The organism is Pseudomonas putida, assembly GCF_002025705.1.
Lineage (GTDB): Bacteria > Pseudomonadota > Gammaproteobacteria > Pseudomonadales > Pseudomonadaceae > Aquipseudomonas > Aquipseudomonas putida_J.
Map to the genome: position 1 here is coordinate 4,248,604 of NZ_CP018846.1, position 22,639 is coordinate 4,271,242.

General features: G+C 62.9%; 24 protein-coding genes. 9 read left to right on the forward strand and 15 right to left on the reverse strand.

Translation table 11 applies throughout. From position 1 onward, the window contains the following. Positions 1–220 precede the first annotated feature (220 nt). Both speB and BUQ73_RS19065 read left to right on the forward strand, forming a co-directional pair. Complete coding sequence (speB, locus tag BUQ73_RS19060; protein WP_012315641.1) at positions 221–1,171, forward strand: agmatinase; 951 nt, start codon at positions 221–223, stop codon at positions 1,169–1,171. Positions 1,172–1,303: 132 nt separating this feature from the next. After that, entirely contained in the window at positions 1,304–2,683 is a 1,380-nt protein-coding gene (locus tag BUQ73_RS19065) for a sodium:solute symporter (protein ID WP_079229235.1), read from the forward strand. A 122-nt stretch (positions 2,684–2,805) separates the two neighbouring features. Here the strand turns inward: BUQ73_RS19065 and BUQ73_RS28840 are convergent, their stop codons facing one another. Next, positions 2,806–2,934, reverse strand: a complete 129-nt coding sequence (locus tag BUQ73_RS28840) for a PA1414 family protein (RefSeq protein ID WP_305728788.1) — start codon at positions 2,932–2,934, stop codon at positions 2,806–2,808. Positions 2,935–3,058: 124 nt separating this feature from the next. Then, positions 3,059–3,952 carry a putrescine utilization regulator PtrR gene (gene ptrR / locus BUQ73_RS19070; protein ID WP_079229236.1) on the reverse strand — a complete coding sequence of 298 codons (894 nt, stop codon included), beginning with the start codon at positions 3,950–3,952 and terminating at the stop codon, positions 3,059–3,061. Positions 3,953–4,058: 106 nt separating this feature from the next. Here ptrR and BUQ73_RS19075 point away from each other — a divergent pair, with 106 nt between their 5' ends. Further along, complete coding sequence (locus BUQ73_RS19075; RefSeq protein ID WP_079229237.1) at positions 4,059–5,228, forward strand: MFS transporter; 1,170 nt, start codon at positions 4,059–4,061, stop codon at positions 5,226–5,228. A 128-nt stretch (positions 5,229–5,356) separates the two neighbouring features. On the opposite strand, the gene BUQ73_RS19080 is transcribed toward BUQ73_RS19075, so the two are convergent. The 7 genes from BUQ73_RS19080 to BUQ73_RS19110 form a co-directional block, all read right to left on the reverse strand. After that, complete coding sequence (locus tag BUQ73_RS19080) at positions 5,357–6,283, reverse strand: DMT family transporter (protein WP_079229238.1); 927 nt, start codon at positions 6,281–6,283, stop codon at positions 5,357–5,359. A 106-nt stretch (positions 6,284–6,389) separates the two neighbouring features. Next, positions 6,390–6,785: a transcriptional regulator gene (locus tag BUQ73_RS19085; RefSeq protein WP_079229239.1), complete on the reverse strand. Its 396-nt coding sequence runs from the start codon at positions 6,783–6,785 to the stop codon at positions 6,390–6,392. Between the two features lie 75 nt (positions 6,786–6,860). After that, on the reverse strand, positions 6,861–7,115 hold the full coding sequence (locus tag BUQ73_RS19090) for a BrnA antitoxin family protein (RefSeq protein ID WP_079229240.1): 255 nt from the start codon (positions 7,113–7,115) through the stop codon (positions 6,861–6,863). Beyond that, complete coding sequence (locus BUQ73_RS19095) at positions 7,093–7,371, reverse strand: BrnT family toxin (protein ID WP_079229241.1); 279 nt, start codon at positions 7,369–7,371, stop codon at positions 7,093–7,095. The genes BUQ73_RS19090 and BUQ73_RS19095 overlap by 23 nt, the downstream gene beginning before the upstream one ends. Positions 7,372–7,527: 156 nt before the next feature. After that, a complete protein-coding gene (locus BUQ73_RS19100; RefSeq protein ID WP_079229242.1) occupies positions 7,528–8,328 on the reverse strand; it encodes a helix-turn-helix transcriptional regulator in 801 nt (266 codons plus the stop codon). Positions 8,329–8,414: 86 nt separating this feature from the next. Next, the gene (eutH, locus tag BUQ73_RS19105; RefSeq protein WP_079229243.1) at positions 8,415–9,647 is read right to left on the reverse strand and encodes an ethanolamine utilization protein EutH; all 1,233 of its coding nucleotides are present in this window, start codon (positions 9,645–9,647) and stop codon (positions 8,415–8,417) included. A 98-nt stretch (positions 9,648–9,745) separates the two neighbouring features. Further along, positions 9,746–10,510, reverse strand: a complete 765-nt coding sequence (locus BUQ73_RS19110) for an SDR family NAD(P)-dependent oxidoreductase (RefSeq protein WP_079229244.1) — start codon at positions 10,508–10,510, stop codon at positions 9,746–9,748. Positions 10,511–10,666: 156 nt separating this feature from the next. Between BUQ73_RS19110 and BUQ73_RS19115 the strand changes: the two genes are divergently transcribed. Next, entirely contained in the window at positions 10,667–10,939 is a 273-nt protein-coding gene (locus BUQ73_RS19115) for a hypothetical protein (RefSeq protein WP_027918716.1), read from the forward strand. Positions 10,940–11,094: 155 nt separating this feature from the next. On the opposite strand, the gene BUQ73_RS19120 is transcribed toward BUQ73_RS19115, so the two are convergent. Continuing rightward, complete coding sequence (locus tag BUQ73_RS19120) at positions 11,095–12,456, reverse strand: DEAD/DEAH box helicase (protein ID WP_079229245.1); 1,362 nt, start codon at positions 12,454–12,456, stop codon at positions 11,095–11,097. A gap of 106 nt (positions 12,457–12,562) precedes the next feature. On the opposite strand from BUQ73_RS19120, the gene BUQ73_RS19125 reads away from it, so the two are divergent. Next, positions 12,563–13,861, forward strand: coding sequence for a mechanosensitive ion channel family protein (locus tag BUQ73_RS19125; protein ID WP_079229246.1), 1,299 nt, complete (start codon positions 12,563–12,565; stop codon positions 13,859–13,861). 114 nt (positions 13,862–13,975) lie between these two features. Here BUQ73_RS19125 and BUQ73_RS19130 read toward each other — a convergent pair whose 3' ends face one another. From BUQ73_RS19130 to BUQ73_RS19150, 4 genes are all read right to left on the reverse strand, one after another. Beyond that, on the reverse strand, positions 13,976–14,911 hold the full coding sequence (locus tag BUQ73_RS19130) for an AEC family transporter (RefSeq protein ID WP_079229247.1): 936 nt from the start codon (positions 14,909–14,911) through the stop codon (positions 13,976–13,978). 1 nt (position 14,912) lies between these two features. Continuing rightward, complete coding sequence (locus tag BUQ73_RS19135) at positions 14,913–15,788, reverse strand: carboxylate/amino acid/amine transporter (protein WP_079229248.1); 876 nt, start codon at positions 15,786–15,788, stop codon at positions 14,913–14,915. 321 nt (positions 15,789–16,109) lie between these two features. Then, positions 16,110–16,709 (reverse strand): FMN-dependent NADH-azoreductase, encoded by a 600-nt coding sequence (locus tag BUQ73_RS19145; RefSeq protein WP_027918711.1) that lies wholly within the window; start codon positions 16,707–16,709, stop codon positions 16,110–16,112. A gap of 110 nt (positions 16,710–16,819) precedes the next feature. Then, positions 16,820–17,134 (reverse strand): 3-phosphoglycerate kinase, encoded by a 315-nt coding sequence (locus BUQ73_RS19150; protein WP_079229249.1) that lies wholly within the window; start codon positions 17,132–17,134, stop codon positions 16,820–16,822. Between the two features lie 48 nt (positions 17,135–17,182). Between BUQ73_RS19150 and BUQ73_RS19155 the strand changes: the two genes are divergently transcribed. The 4 genes from BUQ73_RS19155 to BUQ73_RS19170 all read left to right on the forward strand — a co-directional run bounded on the left by BUQ73_RS19155 (position 17,183) and on the right by BUQ73_RS19170 (position 21,378). Next, a complete protein-coding gene (locus BUQ73_RS19155; protein ID WP_027918709.1) occupies positions 17,183–18,106 on the forward strand; it encodes a LysR family transcriptional regulator in 924 nt (307 codons plus the stop codon). A gap of 13 nt (positions 18,107–18,119) precedes the next feature. Beyond that, complete coding sequence (locus tag BUQ73_RS19160) at positions 18,120–18,932, forward strand: alpha/beta fold hydrolase (protein ID WP_079229250.1); 813 nt, start codon at positions 18,120–18,122, stop codon at positions 18,930–18,932. Further along, the gene (locus BUQ73_RS19165; RefSeq protein WP_079229251.1) at positions 18,926–19,483 is read left to right on the forward strand and encodes a peptidylprolyl isomerase; all 558 of its coding nucleotides are present in this window, start codon (positions 18,926–18,928) and stop codon (positions 19,481–19,483) included. The genes BUQ73_RS19160 and BUQ73_RS19165 overlap by 7 nt, the downstream gene beginning before the upstream one ends. 62 nt (positions 19,484–19,545) lie before the next feature. Further along, on the forward strand, positions 19,546–21,378 hold the full coding sequence (locus BUQ73_RS19170) for an ABC transporter ATP-binding protein (protein WP_079229252.1): 1,833 nt from the start codon (positions 19,546–19,548) through the stop codon (positions 21,376–21,378). A 123-nt stretch (positions 21,379–21,501) separates the two neighbouring features. Here BUQ73_RS19170 and BUQ73_RS19175 read toward each other — a convergent pair whose 3' ends face one another. Further along, entirely contained in the window at positions 21,502–22,629 is a 1,128-nt protein-coding gene (locus tag BUQ73_RS19175) for a GNAT family N-acetyltransferase (RefSeq protein ID WP_079230590.1), read from the reverse strand. Positions 22,630–22,639: the final 10 nt, after the last annotated feature.

The window sequence follows — 22,639 nt, forward strand, 5'->3', positions numbered from 1 at the left end:
ACGGTTCCGCAGGGGGTATTTGCGCGCAGTCTAACCGCTCCTGCGGCCTTTAGTTCAGAAATTCCTGAAGTAAGTATTTGCCGGTAGCGATTTTTCCCGCGCACTACCTTGCGCAGACTTGGCCGAAATGTCCCTGCCCGCCGGCATATCCAGACTTGGAAGGCGTGCGGCGGAACAGGTTCGAACAAACAGAACAATCGACCGACTGATGAGGCCCACCGTGGACAAAGTTCTCCACCAACCACTGGGCGGCAACGAAATGCCGCGTTTCGGCGGCATCGCCACCATGCTCCGTCTCCCACACCTGCAAAGTGCTGAAGGCCTGGACGCCGCGTTCATCGGCGTGCCGCTGGACATCGGCACCTCGCTGCGCTCCGGCACCCGTTTCGGCCCACGGCAGATCCGCGCCGAATCGGTGATGATTCGCCCGTACAACATGGCCACCGGTGCCGCCCCGTTCGACTCGCTGTCGGTGGCCGACATCGGTGACGTGGCGATCAACACCTTCAACCTGCTCGACGCCGTACGCATCATCGAAGAAGCCTACGACGAGATCGTCGAGCACAATGTCATCCCGATGACCCTGGGTGGCGACCACACCATCACCCTGCCGATCCTGCGCGCCCTGCACAAGAAGCACGGCAAGATCGGCCTGGTGCACATCGATGCCCACGCCGACGTCAACGACCACATGTTCGGCGAGAAGATCGCCCACGGCACCACCTTCCGCCGCGCCGTGGAAGAAGGCCTGCTCGATTGCGACCGCGTGGTGCAGATCGGCCTGCGTGCCCAGGGTTATACCGCCGACGACTTCAACTGGAGCCGCCGCCAGGGCTTCCGCGTAGTGCAGGCCGAAGAGTGCTGGCACAAGTCGCTGGAACCGCTGATGGCCGAAGTGCGCGAAAAGGTCGGCGGTGGCCCGGTGTACCTGTCGTTCGACATCGATGGCATCGACCCGGCCTGGGCGCCTGGCACCGGCACCCCGGAAATTGGCGGCTTGACCACCATCCAGGCGATGGAGATCATTCGCGGCTGCCACGGCCTGGACCTGATCGGCTGTGACCTGGTCGAAGTCTCCCCGCCTTACGACACCACCGGCAACACCTCGCTGCTTGGCGCCAACCTGCTGTTCGAGATGCTCTGCGTGCTGCCGGGCGTCGTGCGCCGCTGATACCGCTACACCCCGGCAGGAGCCATGAGGGAGGGCCATAGAGGCCCGCCAACACAAGACAAGACCGCCGGGCGCCGTGAACACGCCTGCGCGGTCGATCTCGCCATAATAAAGATAATCGGGAGACCCCCAATGGCCTTGGACATCATTGTTGTAATGATCTATACCGCCGGCATGCTCGGGCTGGGCTGGTATGGCATGCGACGCGCAAAAACCCACGAAGACTACCTCGTGGCCGGGCGCAACCTCGGCCCGACCCTGTACATGGGCACCATGGCCACCACCGTGCTCGGCGGTGCCTCCACCGTCGGCACCGTGCGCCTGGGCTACGTCCATGGCATCTCTGGCTTCTGGCTGTGTGCCGCCCTGGGCCTGGGCATCATCGCCCTCAACCTGTTCCTCGCCAAACCGTTGCTGCGCCTGAAGATCTTCACCGTCACCCAGGTGCTGGAGCGCCGTTACAACCCCATGGCCCGCCAGGCCAGTGCGGCGATCATGCTGGCTTATGCGCTGATGATCGGCGTCACCTCGACCCTGGCCATGGCGACCGTGCTGCAAGTGCTGCTCGATCTGCCCTTCTGGGCGTCGCTGCTGCTCGGCGGCGGCGTGGTGGTGGTCTACTCGACCATCGGCGGCATGTGGTCGCTGACCCTCACCGACATCGTCCAGTTCGTGATCAAGACCGTTGGCCTGATGTTCATTCTGCTGCCGATCTGCCTGTACAAGGCCGGTGGCTGGGACACCCTGGTGGCCAAGTTGCCGGCGGCCAGCTTCAGCTGGACCACCATCGGCTGGGACACCATCATCACCTACTTCCTGATCTACTTCTTCGGCATCCTGATCGGCCAGGACATCTGGCAGCGGGTATTCACTGCCCGTGACGAAAAGGTCTGCCAGCGCGCCGGTACCACTGCAGGTGTGTACTGCGTTCTGTACGGCCTGGCTTGCGCCCTGATCGGCATGTCTGCACACGTGCTGATGCCGGACCTGGCCAACCCGAACAATGCGTTTGCCGAGATGATCAAAGGCCAGCTGCCCGAAGGTATTCGTGGCCTGCTGATGGCTGCGGCCCTGGCGGCCATGATGTCCACTGCCAGCGCCGGCCTGCTGGCGGCCTCGACCACCCTGACCGAAGACCTGCTGCCCAAGCTGCGTGGCGGCAAGCAATCGAGCCTGGGCATCAGCCGCCTGTTCACCCTGATCACCGGCCTGGTGGTGCTGGGCATCGCCCTGGCGGTGAACGATGTGATCAGTGCCCTGACCCTGGCCTACAACCTGCTGGTCGGCGGCATGCTGATCCCGCTGATCGGTGCGATCTTCTGGAAGCGCGCAACCACCGCAGGCGCCATCGCCAGCATGTCGCTGGGCTTTGCCACCGCGCTGTTCTTCATGTTCAAGGACGGGTTGGATGCCAACACGCCGATCTACTACAGCCTGGCTGTAGGCCTGGTGAGCTTCGTGCTGGTGAGCGTGCTCTCGCGCAAACCGGTGGGTGAAGTGAAGCTGGCCTGATGGGCCAGCCTGCACCGGCCTCTTCGCGGGCAAACCCGCGAAGAGGCCGGTGCAGGCCAAGCTAATGCAACAGAAACAAAAAGGCCGCGGCATCTATCCAGATGCTGCGGCCTTTTTGCATTTCAGCGACGACGCGGCTGGCGCCTGCGCTGCTCTTCATCAGTCGGGATCGGCACCGGCTGCAAGGGTGGTGGAATCAGCCCCAAAGCGACGCCCAGGTCGTGGAGCCAGTTGAACATTTGGTTTTTCATAATGCCCCCTTGACGGGTCAGCCTCACGGCAATTCAATCCTGCGATGTTTCATACAGATCATAGCCCGATGTCCTGTACTACGCATGCTCTTGTATCTACAGATATGGGCTAGCTTGACGCGGATCAAGCGGAAACGGCGCATTCCGACGACTGGTTAATCGTTTCGCTTTGTTGCAGGTCGATCCAGGCATGTAAATTCGCCCCCCGCATCCCCTGCCGCCACATCAGCCAGGTTTCCGCGTGATCGAACGGCGGCTGCAGGCGATGAGCACTCACCCGATCGCGCCCAGGCAGGCTGTCGAGCATCGACTGCGCCATCAAGGCCACCCCTGCACCGGCGATCACGCAGGCCAGCATGCTCTGGTACGACTCGATTTCCATCACACGCCCCATCGGCGTGTGGTCATGGGCATACCACGCCTCCAGACGCATACGATAGGAACATCCCTGGCGGAAGGTGAACACCGCCTTGCCGGCCACGTCCCTGGCACTGCGCACCGCCGGGTGCTCGGGGCTGGTGATCAACACCAGCACTTCATCGCACAGTGGCACACCATCCAGCCCGGCCAGGCTGGGCGGGCCGTCCACCAATGCCGCATCCAGACGATGGCTGAGCAACCCTTCCAGCAGATCGCCGCTGGGTGCTGCCTGCACCTGCAGGTTCACTGCCGGGTATTGCTGGTGGTAGCGCGCTAACAGGGCTGGCAAGTGGATGGCGGCAGTGCTGTACATGGTGCCCAGCACGAAATCGCCGGCCGGCTGACCGCCCTGCACCGCCGCCACGGCTTCATCACGTAACGCCGACAGGCGGTTGGCGTAATCCAGCAGTACCTTGCCAGCGGGCGACAGCTGCAGGCGCTGGCGTTCACGCAAGAACAGCTCCACCCCCAGCTGCTCTTCGAGCTGGCGCAGACGCGTCGACAGGTTCGACGGCACCCGGTGCAGGCGCTCGGCAGCGCGGGTTACCGAACCTTCTTCGGCCACGGCCTGAAAGATGCGTAGCTGGCTGAACTCCATGACATTCTCCAAAACAGAACAACTTCATCATCATTATTCAATTTTATTGAAAGTCAACTCGCCCTAACCTGCCATCCATCGCATTGATTCGCGCAGGAGAGTACTCATGTCGCCCTTCGTACAACTGCTGGCCAGCGCCGTGGCCCTGATGATGGCCATGGGCATCGGCCGCTTCGCCCTCACTCCGCAACTGCCGCAACTGATCGCTGAAGGCCAGTTCGACCTGACCGCCGCCGGGCTGGTTGCGGCAGCCAACTACCTGGGCTACTTCCTCGGCGCCGTAGACGCCATGTACGCCCGGCGACCGAACCAGGTGCGGCTGCGCCTGCACACGGGCCTGTGGCTGTGCGTGCTGCTGACCCTGGCCTCCTGGGCTGCTGACGGTTTCTGGAGCCACCTGCTGCTGCGCTTCGGTACCGGCGTAGCCAGTGCCTGGGTGCTGGTAATGATCACCAGCCTCAGCCAGCAGGTTGCCAATGCCCACAACCGCCAGCGCCTCGGGGCGATGGTGTTCGCCGGGCCCGGGCTGGGTATTGCACTGACGGGATTGCTGGCACTGGTGGCGCATCTGCTGGGGCTTGGTTCGGCGGCACTCTGGCTGGTGTATGCCGTTGCAGCACTGGTGATGCTGCTGGCCGTATACCCCTGGCTGCCTCGCGCCCTGCAACCTGCCGTAGCGCCCGCCGCCGCGCAACCGGGCCCAACCCGCAGCGTCGGCATCGGCCGCCTGGGGCTGGTCTATGCCTTGTACGGCATTGGCTACATCCTGCCGGCGACCTTCCTGTCGCAGATGGCCAACCAGCAGTTTGGCGGCAACTGGATGGCTGACCTGTTCTGGCCAGCGTTCGGCCTGGCGGCGGCGCTCGGTGTGGTGCTGGTCAGCCTGCGCAGGGCCGGCCGTACCTCGGCCTGGCTGACACTCACTCTGTGGTTGCAAGGCTTGGGAGTACTGGCCTGCCTGATGGGCGGTGGTGTTGGATTGACACTGGGCGTGGTGCTGTGTGGCGGGCCATTTCTGGCTTGCATGCAACTGGTGATGCAGCGCTCGCGGGAGCTGGCACCGCATGCCACGCAGCGCAATGCCGGGCTGCTGACCGCCTGCTTTGCCTTGGGGCAGTTGAGTGGGCCGTTGCTGGCGGCACTGAGCAACCACTTCAGTGGGAGTCTACAGCCAGCGCTGGTGCTGGCGGCGGTTGGGCTGGGACTGGCAGGGGTACTGGTGCTGAGCGCTGGGGGTAGCCCTCAAGATTGCCAGGCAGCGACCCGAACAGCCTGAAATTTTGAGATTTCCAGTACCGGCCCTTTCGCGGGTAAACCTGCTCCCACAGGGCTACAACAGAGTTCGAGCCTGCTCAGTCCATGTGGGAGCGGGTTCACCCGCGAAAGGGCCGGTACTGGCAAACTTCAACCCACGAACTTGCGCAGTTGCTGCTTCACCCAAGGCTCTGCGCTCACCAGGATCACGCCCAGCAGCACCATCACCGCCCCAAGCACAAAGTTCACACTCAACGGCTCGCCCAGCAACAACACCCCGAAGGTCACGCCGAACAATGGGGTGATGAACGAAAACACTGCCAGGTTGGAAGCCAGGTACTTGCGCAACAGCCAGAACCAGGTCAGGTAACTGATGAACGACACCACGATCCCCTGGAACAGCACACTGCCCACCGCAAGCGGCGTCAAGCTCACATCGCCAATCTGCCCGCTGATCAGGGCGATCAACAGCAACCCGGCAAAGCCCACCGCCAACTGATAGAACAAGGTAAGGGTGGCTGGGGCCTCGGAAAGGCGCGAGCCACGTACCACTACAGTGGTCGCGCCCCAGGCCAGCCCGGCGAGCACGCCAAAGGCATCACCCAGCAGCATGCGCCCATCCATCTCGGCGAACGACATGCCACCCGCAAAGGCCATCGCAATCCCGGCAAAAGCCAGCAAGATGCCCAGCCACTGCAACAACCGCAGCCGCTCGCTGGGCAACATGAAGTGCAAACCAAGCGCTGTGAATACCGGCGCCGTGTAGAGGAACACCGACATGTGCGCCGCCGAGGTCAGCTTCAGCCCCTCGGCAATGAACAGGAACTCCAGCCCGAACAAGCCGCCGGCCAGCAGACCTGCCCGCCAGGTGCTGCCCACCTGTTCCCAGCCACCGCGCCAGCAGATCATCAGCCCCACCAGCACCGCGGCGATGCAATTACGCAAAGCTGCCTGCATCACTGGCGCGATATCCACTGCCGCGGTCTTGATCAGTACCTGCTGGCAGCCCCAGATCAGGCACAGGCCCAGCATCACCTGGAAGGCAAAGGCATCGGGATTCTTGCGGGCCGCACTCATGGGCGGGCCTTTTGGGTGGTCAAGGACATTGGCAACGGCTCGGCAGAGGTCAAGGGATACCGATTATCGGGTTTCCCTGCCCGCCCTTGCCAGCCTCAAAACGACCTCAAGCGATCTGCGCCTTTGCAGACACCTGCTCGAAGGTGACTTCGTCCAGCCCGTCAGCCTGCTCATCGAGCACCTGGCGCGGGTGTTCGAAGCCCGGGATGCTGCTGTCGATCAAGCTCAACAGTCGCGATCCACGCTCGGTGAGCACGAAATTCTCGCCATTGCCGCCATCCTCTTGCGGCCGGCTTTCGATGAAGCCGCGTTCGAACAGCAGCTTTTCGTACTCGCAGGCACGGGTTTTCAGATGGTCCAGGTCGCCCACCGTCTGGCCCTTGGCGGCCAGCGCCGCGGCGTGCTGCTCGGCATAGGGGCGTGGCGTGAAGCTGTGACCGGCGCCGTTCTGCACTTCGTGCAGCATGCGCTCGATCAGGTCCCAGTCGTAGGTGCTGCTCATGGAGGTGGCCTCCTGCTGTGGACGAAGGGTTCACAACTTGGGACCAATTGACAGTGGCGACCGTTCCAAAAGATCTCAGCGCTGGCGTTGTTGAGCCTGCATGTATTGGCGCAGCAACTGGTTGATCCGCGTCTGGTAGCCCGTCCCCTGCTCCTTGAACCAGGCAAGAACATCGGAATCCAGGCGTATCGTCACCGTCTGCTTCGCTGGGACTCGCAGTTCGGCCTCGCGGAAGAAATCCTCTCCTAGCTCTGGAATGTCCGAGGTATCAATGTCCTTGTCGTCCATTTGAGCCAACCGGCTCCAATCAGTTTTCGATGATTTGGTCATAAACTTTGGCCTCCCACTTGGTGGCTCTGCGTGCGGAGATAGTGCGAATGACATCACCCTGCCGCTCCGTGTAAACGACCACACCCAGCAATGATTTCAGCCAGCCGAGGCTGACCCAACGCTCTTCGCAATAATCCAGGCAATGATCCCGGCGAGTCAGCATGGGATGATTGAACATATCTGGAACATCATTGAAGTCGATGCCGTGCTTGCGGATGTTGATCTGGTTCTTCGCATCATCCCACTCAAAGAACATGGGACGCCACGTATTTACATATGTACATACGATACCTCCTGATTGCAGGCGAGACTAGAGGGCAATCGCACGCCCTTCAATAGCGCCAGGAGGCTTTGGGAAAAGGACTACAGCTTGCAGCGAAATCAGCCTAATCGGCCAACTGCTGCAGCTCAGCTACTGCTTCACCAGATAATTGATAAACAACCGAAACAACTCCGCATTCCCGGCAATCCCCAACCGCTGCCAGATATTGTGCCGGTGCACCTTCACCGTCCCCTCGGAGATCCCCAGTTCGCGGGAAATCGACTGGCTGCTGTGCCCCTGCAGGATCAGTTTGGCCACATGCCGCTGGGTTTCGGTCAGCTGACCTTGAAGGATATCGACGAAGGCATCCCCCAGCTGGCTATCCGACTCCTGCGGGTCGGCCAGGTCATCGGCATGGGCCAGGCGCAAGTGCTGGCTGAAGATGGCATCGATCACCGGCGTCAGTGACGCCAGCCGTTGCGCTTCCGCCGCCTCGAACGCGCCCTTGTCCAGGCCGCGCATCAGCGAATACACCAGCGCCGTACGTGGCCGCACCGGGACGATGAAGCCGATTTCCTCGATCAGGCTGCCGTGGTACGAAGAAACGCAGGGGTGAATGTCGTGGGAGATGGAAAAGCCCGAGGCGAAGAAGCTGTCCGGGGCCAGTTCGCTCATGCGCCACAGGCCGGACGGGTGGTTGTTGGTGCAGGCGACATAGAACGGGTCGAGCAGATAGCCACCGCGCAGGTAGGCCTTCAGCGTACGTTCGGCCACCCGCTGGTTATAGCCGTCGTGGATCAGCAGCGCCGGCTGGTTGAAGCGGAACAGGTAGGCGCAGCTCATGTCGAAATCGACCACGCCCTTGAGCGCAGCGTCCAGAGCGGGGCCCAGGGTTTCGCTGCCGATACTACGAATGACCGTGCCCAGGCGGTCGGCGTTGTCGCTGTTCATTGCGATGGCCCGTGCGGTGATAGGAGAAGGCGCGCATGCCGCCCGGCTGTTCCAGCCCGAGCGGCATTGAACGATGCCAGGCCCTGTCAGTGCAACGCTGCGCTGGCAGGCAGCAGGCCGGCGCCCTCCTCCTGGCGGCCCAGTTCCAACGCCTTAGGCACCGCCAGCCAGTAAGCCAGCGCCATGCCCAACAGGCCACCGGCGAGCTTGCCGACGATCAGCGGCCCGATCAGCGTCGGCTGGAAGTTGGCCGAGTAGGCCAGGTGGTCACCAAAGGTGAAAGCCGCGCACACGGCGAAAGCGATCACCAGCACCTTGTCCTTCGGTGGCATGTCGGCCACCAGGCGGAACATCGCCAGGATATTGGCCGAGGCCGCGAGGATGCCGGCGGCGCCCACCGGCGACAGGCCAAGCTTCGAGGCCACTTTCTCGATCGGCCGCGACAGGAAACGCTTGATCAGGTAGACCATCGGGAACGCACCGCAGAGCATGATACCCACGTAACCGGCAATCTCCAGTGCACGGAACTGGTCGGCCTTGTCGGCAATGATCGGCGCAAAGCCCCAGCCACCGAACAGCGAGGTGAATGCCCCGGTGAAGTACTCGACGACCGAGGCCACCAGCACCAGGGTCACCGCCGCATACATCAACTGCCCCAGTTTGAGGAACAGGCTGACCATCAGGTTGGGGAAGTAGCGCAATGCCGCCGCCAGCGCCACGCAGAAGAGGATCAGCGGCGACAGGTTGCGCAGCAGGGTCGGCAAAGTGAAGTGCAGCGCCTGGGTCGCGGCGCCTGCCGTGGCGATGTCCGGGCGCACACCCAGGCCCATGGCCTGCATGCCCATGGCGATGAACACGATGCTGATCGGAATGCTCAGCAGCCCGGCCATGATCCCTAAGGCCATGTACTTGTGGTCGGCCTTGTTGAGCATGGCCAAACCCACCGGGATGACGAAGATCACCGTCGAACCGCACTGGAAGCCCGTGATCAGACCGAGGATCCAGCCTTCCGGGCTGTGCGACAGTGCCTGGGCCAACTGATAGCCGCCCAGGTCCGAGGCGATGAAGATCGGCCCGGCGATACCGGCATCGGCGCCCATGGCCAGGAACAGCGGGCCGATGACATGGCTGATGAAGCTGGAGATGAACGGGATGGCGGCCATGATCCCGGCCACCGGGATGAAGATCGGGCCGATGCTGTGCAGGCCGGCGGTGAACTCCTTGGCCAGCTCGGATTGCGCATTGACGATCGATGCGATCGCGCCGATCACGGCGCACACCATGATCACGTAGATGACGTAAGTGCCTATGTTTTCCATCTGCTGCCTCTGTCTTGTTGGAATTGGCGTGGGGGCAGAATTGAAGGGTGCTGCATATCGTTGTTGTTGATGGCCGGCAGCGGGTTGCCGGCCGGGCATCACATGGCGGTGTAGGCGTTGTCGACGAACAGGTGCGAGCCACTGACGAAGCTCGACTCGTCGCTGGCCAGGAACAACGCAGCATTGGCCACCTCGGCCGGGTCGCACAGGCGCCCCTGCATGGTCTTGATCGCCTCGTCGGAAGCGTCCACACCATAACCGCGCAGCAGGTCGAGCTCACGGCGGCCATGGGCGGTGCCGATGAAGCCCGGGCAAATGGCGTTGCTGCGGATATTCTGGTCGCGGTATTCCACGGCCAGGGCGCGGGCGAACATGTGGCAAGCGCCCTTGGTGGTGCAATACAGCACCTCCATGGGCGTGCCGACCACTGCCGAGATCGACGAAGTGCAGATCACGCTGCCACCGCCTGCGGCGAGCATCCCCGGCAACACCGCCTTGGTGACCAGGAACATGCTTTTGACGTTGACACTCATCAGCCGGTCCCAGTCGGCTTCGCTGGTTTCCAGGAACGGGCCGGCGGCGATGATCCCGGCATGGTTCATCAGCACGGTAATCGGGCCAAAGTGCGCCTGGCCCTGGGTCACGGCGCGGTGCACCTGGTCGGCCTGCGACACATCGGCAGCGACGAACAGCGCCTGCCCGCCTTGGGCATTGATGCGTGCGGCCACGGCTTCGCCCTGGCTGGTCGGCAAGTCGAGGATCACCACCTTGGCGCCCTCGGCGGCGAACAGCGCCGATGCGGCCAGGCCACAACCGCCTGCGCCGCCGGTAATCAGTGCCACCTTGCCTTTCAATCGATCCATGGGTGTGTTCCTCGGTTGTTGTGTTTGTGGCTTCAAACTAGAGCCGAGGGGGATCGCGGTAAATATACCCAGGGGTATAGCCGCCGGTCGTTGGCACTGAACCAACCATCGCGCGCGGGCCTCCACCGGGCATCATCACCGCCGGAGGTAGAAAGGATGAAACCGCTGCTGCGCATCGCCTGTGCCACCGCCCTGTGCTGTGCCCTGCCCGCCTGGGCCTGCACGCCGGAAGAAGCGACACAGAAACGTGAAGAGCTGGCCGGGCTGGTCAGTCAACTGACCGAGCAGAACCCTCAGAAGGCCAAGGAGATAAATGACGAGCTCCAGGGGATGGAGCTAGGGACGGCGAGCAAGGATTTGCCCGACAAGTGTCAGTTGATCGACAAGCGGATCAAGGAGCTGAAGGAAGCAGAGAAGAAAACTGAATAATTCATTAGCCGCTGCCGCCAGCCCTGTAGGAGCGGCCTTGTGTCGCGAAAAGGCTGCACAGCAGCCCCGCGATATTCGCATTGAAGCATCAATTTGAGGGCCGCTTTGCGGCCCTTTCGCGACACAAGGCCGCTCCTACAGGAATCGGATCAGCCTTACTCGGCTGCCGGCTTGCGCTTCTTCAGCGGCGCCAGGCCGTCGGAGCTGGCCAGCGGGGCATTAGGCCGTGGCTTGGCGGTCGGCTTGCGCTTGGCAGCGGCCTTCTTCTCGCCAGTCTTCTTGTCGACCTTTTTCTTTTTGGCACCCACCGCCTTGCCCGAAGCCTTGACCTTCTTCGGCCCGTTGTAGGTACCTTTCACTTCCTTGATCACCCGGCGCTCGAACTGCTGCTTGAGGTAGCGTTCGATGCTGGACATCAGGTTCCAGTCATTGTGGGTGATCAGCGAAATCGCCAGGCCTTCACCGCCGGCCCGGCCGGTGCGGCCCACACGGTGCACGTACTCGTCACCACTGCGTGGCATGTCGAAGTTGATCACCAGGTCCAGGCCGTCGATGTCCAGGCCACGGGCCGCCACATCAGTGGCTACCAGCACCTTGGAGCTGCCCTGCTTGAAGCGCTCGATGGCCAGCTTGCGGTCCTTCTGGTCCTTCTCGCCGTGCAGCACGAAGGCTTTCACGTCCTTGGCCACCAGGTGGCCGTAGATGCGATCGGCCAAGGCGCGGGTGTTGGTGAAGATGATCGCCTTGTCGAAGGTCTCGTTGGCCAGCAGCCACTGCACGATGGCTTCTTTGTGCTGGTCGTGGTCGGCTGTGATGATCTGCTGGCGGGTGCCTTCGGCCAGCTGCGAGACGCTGTTGAGCATCAGGTGCTCAGGGTCTTTCAGCACCTTGCCGATGATGTCGCGCAGGGCCGCGCCGCCGGTGGTGGCGGAGAACAGCAGGGTCTGCTCGCGGTTCTCGCACTCCTTGCACAGGCGCTCCATGTCTTCGGCGAAGCCCATGTCGAGCATACGGTCGGCTTCGTCGAGGATCATCACTTGCACGTGGGACAGGTCGAGGTTGCCCGCGTTGAGGTGCTCGAGCAGGCGGCCCGGGGTGCCGATCAGCACATCCGGCACCTTGCGCAGCATGGCGGCCTGCTCCTTGAAGTCTTCACCGCCGGTGACCAGGCCCGCCTTGATGTAGGTGAACTGCGAGAACAGCTGCACTTGCTTGAGGGTCTGCTGGGCCAGCTCGCGGGTCGGCAGCAGGATCAACGAGCGGATCTCGACGCGCCCGCCTTTCAGGTCAACCAGGCGGTTGAGCAGCGGCAGGACGAACGCTGCGGTCTTGCCGCTGCCTGTCTGCGCGGTCACACGCAGGTCGCGCCCTTGCAGGGCCAGGGGGATGGCCGCGGCCTGCACCGGGGTTGGCTCGACAAATTTAAGCTCGGCCACGGCTTTAAGCAGGCGTTCATGCAGGGCGAATTGGGAGAACACGGAGGTAACCTCAGGCAAGTGCGGGAAATTCAGTTGCATAGGGTAACGTTTTCTGCCGCCTTAGCCGAATTTCTTTTGGCAACTTTGTCGGCTTCCGCGCTCTAATGGCGCTTCGTTTCGCTGCAATAGACTGGTTTACAAGCTTATGGACATCCAACGCATCTGGCGTGACAGCCTCGACCTGTGGGGCACCCTCGACCAACATCCCCTGCTCCACGCCGCCATCGGGCTGGCGGTGCTGCTGCTGATTTCCCTGGTCCTCGGCCGCCTGGCGCGCTTTCTGGTGCTGCACAGTGCGCGCCTGCTGGCCCGGCAGGCAGCATTGAAGTGGCTCGACGACCTGCGCCATAACAAGGTGTTCCACCGCCTGGCCCAGACCATCCCGTCGCTGGTGATCCAGTTCGGCCTGAAACTGGTGCCGGAGCTGTCCGAAACCGCCCAGCACTTCCTCGGCAACGTCGCCCTGGCCTTCACCCTGCTGTTCATGACCATGGCCCTGTCGTGCCTGCTGGATGCCCTGCTGGACATCTACGCCCGCACCGAACACGCCCGCACCCGCTCGATCAAGGGCTACGTGCAGCTGGCCAAGATGATGTTGTGGATCTTCGCCTCGATCGTCATCGTCGCCACCCTGATCGACCGCTCGCCGCTGTTGCTGCTGTCGGGCCTGGGTGCGATGTCGGCGGTGCTGCTGTTGGTGTACAAGGACACGCTGCTGTCGTTCGTCGCCAGCGTGCAACTGACCAGCAACGACATGCTGCACGTGGGCGACTGGATCGAGATGCCACAGGTCGGCGCCGATGGCGATGTGGTGGATATCACCTTGCACACGGTCAAAGTGCAGAATTTCGACAAGACCATTGTCTCGATCCCGACCTGGCGCCTGATGAGCGAGTCATTCCGCAACTACCGCGGCATGCAGCAGTCAGGCGGGCGGCGAATCAAGCGCAGCCTGTTCATCGACGCAGCCGGTGTACGCTTTCTGACCCCGGACGAGGAACACCGCCTGAGCCAGGTGAGCCTGCTGGGCGACTACCTGGCCGGCAAGCGTCAGGAACTGTTGGCCTGGAACGAAGCGCTTGGGCCGGTGCCCGAGCTGTCGGCCAACCGGCGCAAATTGACCAATATCGGCACGTTCCGGGCGTTTGCCCTGGCTTATCTGAAGAACCACCCGAACGTGCACCCGAACATGACCTGCATGGTGCGACAGATGCAGACCACCGCCGAAGGGGTGCCGCTGGAGATCTACTGCTTTACCACCACCACGGTGTGGGCGGATTACGAGCGGATTCAGGGGGATATCTTTGACTATCTGCTGGCGGTGTTGCCGGAGTTTGGGTTGAGTCTGTATCAGCAGCCGAGTGGCAATGACATGCGGGTGGGGTTGGCTGGGCGGGTTGTGGAGCCGGTTTCGCGGCGGTTGGAAGAGATGGGCGAGGTTTGAGATTGTCGGGGGCGGCTTTGCAGCCCTTTCGCAACGCAAGACCGCTCCTACAAGGACCGTGCTAGCCTGTAGGAGCGGCCTTGCGTCGCGAAAGGGCCGCAAAGCGGCCCCCGGTTACCCCGCATAGCCCAGCAGGTATAGCAGCCCGGTCAAGGTCACCAGGGACGACACGGTCGACAACAGGATCGTCCGCGAAATCAGCCCCGCCTCGCGGTTGTAGTACTCCGCCAGCATGAACGGCCCGGTGCCGGTGGGCAGCGCCGCCAGCAATACCGCCGAAGCCGCCCACATGGTCGGCAGGCTGAACACCTTGAACGCAAGCACCCAGGTCAGCGCGGGCTGGCCAATCAGCTTCAGGCCCACCAGCGGCCATGGGCTGGCTTGCGAACCGGTGCGCTTCTCGGCCAGGAACGCCCCCAACGAGATCAACGCACAAGGCGTGGTGGCCAGCGCCAACATGTCGAGAAAATGCATCACCGGCTCGGCCAGCCCCAAGCCACCCATGGCCCAGCCCGCCCCTGCCAGCGGCGAAATCACCAGCGGGTTCTTCGCCAGCGCCTTGCTGACCAACAGGATGGCACGGCCGATCTGCCGCTCTTCCTGCAGGCCGATCTCGATCAGCGTCAGGGAAATCGCGAACACCAGGCAGACCACGATCAACGACGAGATCAGTGCCGATTGCAGGCCCGGCTGGCCAAACAACAGCAGGCACAGCGGGATGCCGATGTAGCCGGTATTGGCATAACCGGCGCTGAGCCCGTCGATGCTCGCTGCCACCAGCCCATGGCCGCTGTACAGGCGCCAGCCCAGGGTCACGACAAACATCGCCAGCGCTCCGGCGCCGAAGGCCACGATGAAGCCCGGGTGCCAGATCTCGCTCCAGGTCGCTGTGGCGGTGACCTTGAACAGCAGCGCCGGCAGGCACAGCCAGACCAGCATCTTGTTGATCTCGGCGGCGGCCTTGTCACCGAGCTTGTTGGTCTTGCGGCACAGAAAGCCGACCAGGATCAGGGCGAAGATCGGCGCGACGATGACGAAGATGGTGTGCATGTCAGGCCTTGCCCGTCGCAGGCGCTTGCGCACGGCTGCCCAGGCGGCTCAGCCACACCGAGGCAAGAATGATCGCGCCACCCAGGAACAACCGGCCAAGCGGCTCGTCGCGGTTCCAGATCAGCAGGTTCAGCAGCAGCCCCACCGGCACGTGCAGGTTGTTCATCACCGCCAGCGTGGCGCCAGAAACCAGGCACGCGCCCTTGTTCCACCAGTACAGGCCCAACGCCGTCGGGCACAGGCCGAGGAACAGCAGCACCAGCCACTGCACCTGGGTGCTCGGCAGATGCTGGGCATTGCCGAACAGCAGGAACGCCGGCAGTGCCACGATCAGCGCGCCCAGGTAGAAGTAGCCGAAACGCTTGTAGTGCGGCAGGTCGCTGGGGTTGCGTGCCACCAGGTGGCGGTACAGCACCTGGCCAGCGGCGTAAGTGAAGTTGGCCAGTTGCAGCAGCAGGAAGCCGATGAAGAAGTCGCCACTGATGCTGTCGAAGCGGATGACCCCGGCCCCCGCCACGGCCACCAGGGCCGCGAGCAGCGCCCAAGGGTTGAAGCGCCGGTTCAGGGCGTCTTCGATCAAGGTCACGTGCAACGGTGTGAGGATGGTGAACAGCAGCACTTCCGGCACAGTCAGCACGCGGAAACTCAAGTACAGGCAGACGTAGGTGATGCCATATTGCAGCGCGCCGATCAGCAGCATCGAGCGCAAGAAACGCGGCTCGACCTGGCGCCAGCGGGTCAGCGGCAGGAACACCAGGCCGGCCAGCACCACCCGCGCGAGCACGGCGAAATAGCTGTCGACGTGCCCGGCCAGGTACTCGCCGATCAGGCTGAAGGAAAACGCCTGGATCAGCGCGACGATTATCAGGTAGCCCATGGTTGCCTCTCGTGGATCAAGGGCGCGACCTTAGCGGGTTGCGGCAAGTGAGTTCAACCATTGGGAAAGTAAGGGTGGCTGGCCACTCGGTCTTTGTGGGAGCGGCCTTGTGTCGCGAAAGGGGTGCGAAGCGCCCCCAGGATCTCAGCACAGCTGCACATATTGCTGGGGCTGCTCCGCAGCCCTTTCGCGACACAAGGCCGCTCCCACACAGAGCAGAAGCAGACCGCGTGCGCAGGCATAAAAAAGCCCGGCCATCAGGCCGGGCAGGTACACCCAAAGGAGCAAAAACAGGTGTCAGGGTTGGGAATTCGTTGAGCCTCAGGCCACGGCGGCCAGCTTGGCCTTGGCCTGGTTCAGGCCCTTCTCGTGGAACTCACCGCTCATGTTCAGGCCTTCGGCATGAATAAAGTCGACATCGTGAATACCGATGAAGGCCATCACCTGGCGCAGGTACGGTTCCTGGTGGTCGCTGGTGGCACCGGCATGGATGCCGCCGCGGGCCGTCAGGACGATGGCGCGCTTGCCGGTGAGCAGGCCTTGCGGGCCGGTCGGGGTGTACTTGAAGGTGATGCCGGCGCGCAGCACGTGGTCCAGCCAGGCCTTGAGGGTGCTGGGGATGGTGAAGTTGTACATCGGCGCAGCCAGCACCAGCACGTCGGCCGCCAGCACTTCATCGGTCAGCTCGTTGGAACGGGCCAGGGCTTCCAGTTCGGCGGCGCTGCGCTGTTCTTCGGGCTTCATCCAGCCACCGAGAAGGTTGGCATCCAGGTGCGGCACCGGGTTCACCGCCAGGTCACGTACGGTGATCGCGTCGGCCGGATGCGCCGCCTGCCACTGCTGGATGAAATCACGGGTCAGTTGACGGGAAACGGAATCCTGCTGGCGGGCGCTGCTTTCGATGATCAGTACGCGGGACATGGGGTGCCTCCATCGGCAAAAAGGGTTGCGATTCGATGGAGGTGAGATTAAGGCTTGACCTATCGATAAAAAAGCGTAAAAAGTGGGTTCAATCTATCGATTAATCAGTTTTATTGCGCTTTGCAGTCCAGCGCGATGCGCAGTTTGATGATCTGCCGATTGAAATTGGCCGTCACGTCGACGCTTTTACCGGCCGGCACGTTGACCCGGCGCACGCGTGGCGCCTCGGGCCCGTTGCGGAAGGTCACCTTGCAGGCCGCTGGCACTTGCCCATAGTTGTTCAGGGTAATGGAGCCGATGTCGTAGGCAGTGTCGTAGGTGGTGTAGTCCAGCTTGACCCCGGTCAGTTCCTTCTCCACGTCGATGGGGTAAGCCATGGCCCCAAGGGGCAGGCACATCAGTATTGCCGCACAACATTTCTTCATGGGGCGCTCTCCTTGAAAGAGCGCAGCTTAGGACAACAGGAGCCAAACATGAAAGCGCCGCGCGTGACCCTGGATCAATGGCGGACCCTGCAGGCAGTGGTCGACCATGGCGGGTTTGCCCAGGCCGCCGAAGCCCTGCACCGTTCGCAGTCTTCGGTCAGCTACACCGTGGCACGCATGCAAGAGCAGCTGGGTGTGCCGCTGTTGCGCATCGATGGCCGCAAGGCCGTGCTGACCGAGGCCGGCAATGTGCTGCTGCGCCGTTCGCGGCATCTGGTCAAGCAGGCCAGCCAGCTGGAAGACCTGGCGCATCACATGGAGCAAGGCTGGGAAGCCGAGGTGCGCCTGGTGGTCGATGCGGCCTACCCCAGTGCCCGGCTGGTACGCGCCCTGGCCGCGTTCATGCCGCAGAGCCGCGGTTGCCGGGTGCGCCTGCGTGAAGAGGTGCTGTCCGGCGTCGAAGAAGTGATGCACGAAGGCATCGCCGACCTTGCCATCAGCAGCTACAGCATCGGTGGTTACCTGGGTACCGAGCTGAGCTCGGTGGAGTTCGTCGCCGTTGCCCACCCCGAGCACAGCCTGCACCGCCTGGGCCGGGAGATCACCTTCCAGGACCTGGAAAGCCAGTTGCAGGTGGTGATCCGCGACTCCGGCCGCGCGCAGCCACGCGATGTCGGCTGGCTCGGCGCCGAGCAGCGCTGGACCGTCGGCAGCCTGGGCACCGCCGCTACCTTCGTCGGCAGCGGCCTGGGCTTTGCCTGGTTGCCACGGCACATGATCGAGCGCGAGCTGCACGACGGCGTGCTGAAGCCGTTGCCACTCGATCAGGGTGGCAGCCGCCACCCACTGTTCTACCTTTATTCGAGCAAAGAGAAGACCTTGGGCCCGGCCACGCAGATTCTCATCGACCTGCTGCGCAATTTCGACACTGCGCCACTGGACGTGCCCTTCGCAGCCCCCCCACAAGCCTGAGAGGACCGCGCCCATGGCCTATTTCGAACATGAAGGATGCTCGCTGCATTATCAGGAATATGGCCAGGGCGAGCCCCTGGTACTGCTGCATGGCCTGGGCTCCAGCAGCCAGGACTGGGAGCTGCAGGTACCCGAACTGAGCCGTCACTACCGGGTGATCCTCATGGATATCCGCGGCCACGGCCGTTCCGACAAGCCACGCGACGGTTACCAGATCGCCACCTTCAGCGAAGACCTGCTGGCCCTGCTCGAGCACCTGCAGACCGGCCCGGTGCACTTCGTCGGCCTGTCCATGGGCGGCATGGTCGGTTTCCAGTTCGCGGTCGATCACCCGCAATGGCTGCGCAGCCTGTGCATCGTCAACAGCGCGCCCGAGGTCAAGCGCCGCACCCGCAGCGACTGGCTGTGGTGGCTCAAGCGCTGGGGCCTGGCACGCATCCTCAGCGTCGAGACGGTTGGCCAGGGCCTGGCCGCCAGGCTGTTCCCAAAGCCCGGGCAAGCCGACCTGCGCAAGAAGATGGCTGAACGCTGGTCACGCAATGACAAACGCGCCTACCTCAAGAGCTTCGACGCCATCGTCGACTGGGGCGTGCAGGAACGCATCGGGCAGATTCGCTGTCCCACGCTGGTGATTGCCGCCGACCACGATTACACCCCGATACAACTGAAGGAACACTACGTCGCCCTGATGCCCCACGCCAGGCTGGTGGTCATCGACGATTCCCGGCACGCTACGCCCCTCGATCAACCCGAGGTCTTCAACCAGACCCTGCTGCAGTTCCTCGCAGCCGCTTCCACCTCTCAAGGATCATTGAGCCCATGCTGAAAAAAATCCTGCTCACCGCCTGCTCGGTCGCCTTCGCCACCAGCGTCATGGCCTCCGACAAGACCCCGCACGTACTGCTGGACACCAGCTTCGGCCAGGTCGAAATCGAGCTCAACGCCGAGAAGGCACCGATCAGTACCAAGAACTTCCTCGGTTATGTCGACAGTGGTTTCTACAACAACACCATCTTCCACCGCGTGATCCCGGGCTTCATGGTCCAGGGCGGCGGTTTCACTGACCAGATGGTGCAGAAAGACACCAAGGACCCGATCAAGAACGAAGCCAGCAACGGCCTGCAGAACACCCGCGGCACCTTGTCGATGGCCCGCACCTCCAACCCGAACTCGGCCACCAGCCAGTTCTTCATCAATGTCGCCGACAACGACTTCCTCAACCCGGGCCGCGACGCCGGTTACGCCGTATTCGGCAAAGTGACCAAGGGCATGGAAGTGGTCGACCAGATCGTCAATTCGCCAACTACCGTCAAGAAAGGCATGCGCGATGTGCCGGCCGACCCGGTGTACATCAAGTCCGCCAAACGCATCGACTGACTGCTGGTTTCACAAGGACGTGAAACCTTTGTGGGTCGGGTAGCACAGGAGTCTTGTCACCCATGCTGTACCGCCGTTTCGAGCAACTGATCGATATCTTCCGCGACGCGCCCAGCGAGTCGCCGCCCGGCCAGGTCTGGCCGTTCTACCTGTATTACCTGCGCCAGGTCTGGCCGAGTTTTCTCGCCCTGCTGGTGGTAGGCCTGTTCGCCTCGCTGATCGAGGTGGCGATGTTCAGCTACCTGAGCCGCATCATCGACCTGGCCCAGGGTACGCCCAATGCCAACTTCTTCAGCGACCACAGCGGCGAGCTGATCTGGATGCTGGTGGTGATCCTGCTGCTGCGGCCGGTATTCTTCGGCCTGCACGACCTGCTGGTGCACCAGACCATCAACCCCGGCATGACCAGCCTGATCCGCTGGCAGAACCACACCTATGTGCTCAAGCAGAGCCTGAATTTCTTCCAGAGCGACTTCGCCGGGCGCATCGCCCAGCGCATCATGCAGACCGGCAACTCGCTGCGCGACTCCGCCGTACAGGCGGTGGATGCGCTGTGGCATGTGCTGATCTACGCCATCACCTCGCTGGTGCTGTTCGCCGAGGCCGACTGGCGCCTGATGCTGCCGCTGCTGCTGTGGATCATCGGCTACATTGCCGCGCTGTACTACTTCGTGCCGCGGGTGAAGGAACGTTCGGTGATTTCCTCCGACGCGCGCTCCAAGCTGATGGGGCGGATCGTCGATGGCTACACCAACATCGCCACCCTCAAGCTGTTCGCCCATACCGACTACGAACAGCAATACGCCCGCGAAGCGATCAGTGAACAGACCGAGAAAACCCAGCTGGCGTCGCGCGTGGTCACCAGCATGGACGTGGTCATCACCACCCTCAACGGCCTGCTGGTCGTCACCACCACCGGCCTTGCGCTGTGGCTGTGGAGCCAGTCGCTGATCACCGTCGGCGCCATTGCCCTGGCCACTGGCCTGGTGATCCGCATCGTCAACATGTCGGGCTGGATCATGTGGGTGGTCAACGGCATCTTCGAGAACATCGGCATGGTCCAGGACGGCCTGCAGACCATCGCCCAGCCGGTCACCGTCACCGACAAGCCCCACGCGCCGCCACTCAAGGTCAGCCGCGGCGCCGTGCGCTTCGACAACGTGGACTTCCACTATGGCAAGGCCGCCAACGTGATCGAAGGGCTCAACCTGGACATCCGCCCGGGCGAGAAGATAGGCCTGATCGGCCCGTCAGGCGCCGGCAAGTCGACCCTGGTCAACCTGCTGCTGCGCCTGTACGACGTACAGGGCGGGCGCATCCTGATCGACGGCCAGGACATCGCCGAAGTCAGCCAGGCCAGCCTGCGCGCGCAGATCGGCATGATCACCCAGGACACCTCGCTGCTGCACCGCTCGATCCGCGACAACCTGTTGTATGGCCGCCCCGGCGCCAGTGAAGCGGCGCTGCACGAAGCCGTGCGCCGCGCACGGGCCGACGAGTTCATTCCGCAGCTGTCGGACGCCCAAGGCCGAACCGGTTTCGATGCCCATGTCGGCGAGCGGGGGGTGAAACTGTCTGGCGGCCAGCGCCAGCGCATCGCGATTGCCCGGGTGCTGCTGAAGAACGCACCGATCCTGATCATGGACGAAGCCACTTCGGCGCTGGACTCGGAGGTCGAGGCGGCCATTCAGGAAAGCCTGGAAACACTGATGCAAGGCAAGACGGTGATCGCTATCGCCCACCGGCTGTCGACCATCGCCCGCATGGACCGCCTGGTGGTGCTGGACAAGGGGCGGATCGTCGAAAGTGGCAGCCACAGTGAGCTGCTGGAGCAGCAAGGGCTGTATGCCCGCCTGTGGCATCACCAGACCGGGGGCTTTGTCGGGGTCGACTAAGTCCTGTTCCGGCCTCTTCGCGGGCAAGCCCGCTCCCACAGGGACTGCACAAGTCTCAAGGGCGACGGTGATCCCGTGGGAGCGGGTTCACCCGCGAAGAGGCCCGAAAAGGCAATAGAGATCTCAGTCCTTGCGGTAAGGCAACATCTCTCTGGCTTCCTCGGCATACCCCCTCACCCCTGCCCGCTCCTGCTGCAGAAAATCCTCCACCGCCCGCCGCAACCCCGGATGCAACAGGTAATGCCACGACCGCGTCAGCACAGGCTCGAACCCGCGTATCAGCTTGTGTTCGCCCTGCGCGCCGGCATCGAAACGCTGCAGCCCCTCGGCAATGGCAAAGTCCATGCCCTGGTAGAAGCAGGTCTCGAAATGCAGCCGGTCAAATTCATCGAGGCAACCCCAATAACGACCGAACAGGCTGTCGCCCCCGACCAGGCTCAAGGCCATCGCCACATCACGCCCACCCTGGCGCGCCATCACTACCCGCACCGCCTCGGGCATGCGCTCGGCCAGCAGGCTGAAGAACTCGCGGGTCAGGTAAGGCGCGCGCCTGCGCACCGCATAGGTATTGGCGTAACAGAGGAAGACGAAATCCCACTGCGCCTCGTCCAGCTCGTCGCCGCGGTACCAACGAAAATCAATGCCCTGCCCCGCCACCTGCTCACGCTCCTTGCGCATCTGCTTGCGCTTGCGTGAGCTGAGGCTGTCGAGAAAGTCCTGGAAGTCGCGATACCCGTGATTGCGCCAATGGAACTGGCAGCCCAGGCGCTCCATCCAGCCCGGCAGGCCGGCCATTTGCGTATCCAGCTGAGCGTCGGTGAAATTGATATGCGCCCCTGACAACCCGCCCTTGCTCAGGTACTCCGGCAATGCCTGCAACACCAGCAAGGCATCGGCCGGGTCCACCGCCAGCAGGCGCGGCCCGCTGACGGGGCTGAACGGCACGGCACCGAGCAGCTTGGGGTAATAGGCGATGCCGGCACGCTCGCAGGCATCGGCCCAACCGTGATCGAACACGTACTCGCCATACGAATGCCATTTGCGATAAGCCGGCAGCAACGCACGCACCTGCCCGTCACGCTCAAGCACCAGGTGTTCGGCTGCCCAGCCGGTGTTGGGCGCCACGCTGCCACTGTCTTCCATGGCACTTAGAAAGGCATGGCGCAGGAAGGGTTGGCCAGGGGGAACCAGGGCATCCCAGGTCGCCGCTGGCAGGTCACGCAGGTGGGCAAGGCTGTAGAGACTGGTCACGTTTTCGACT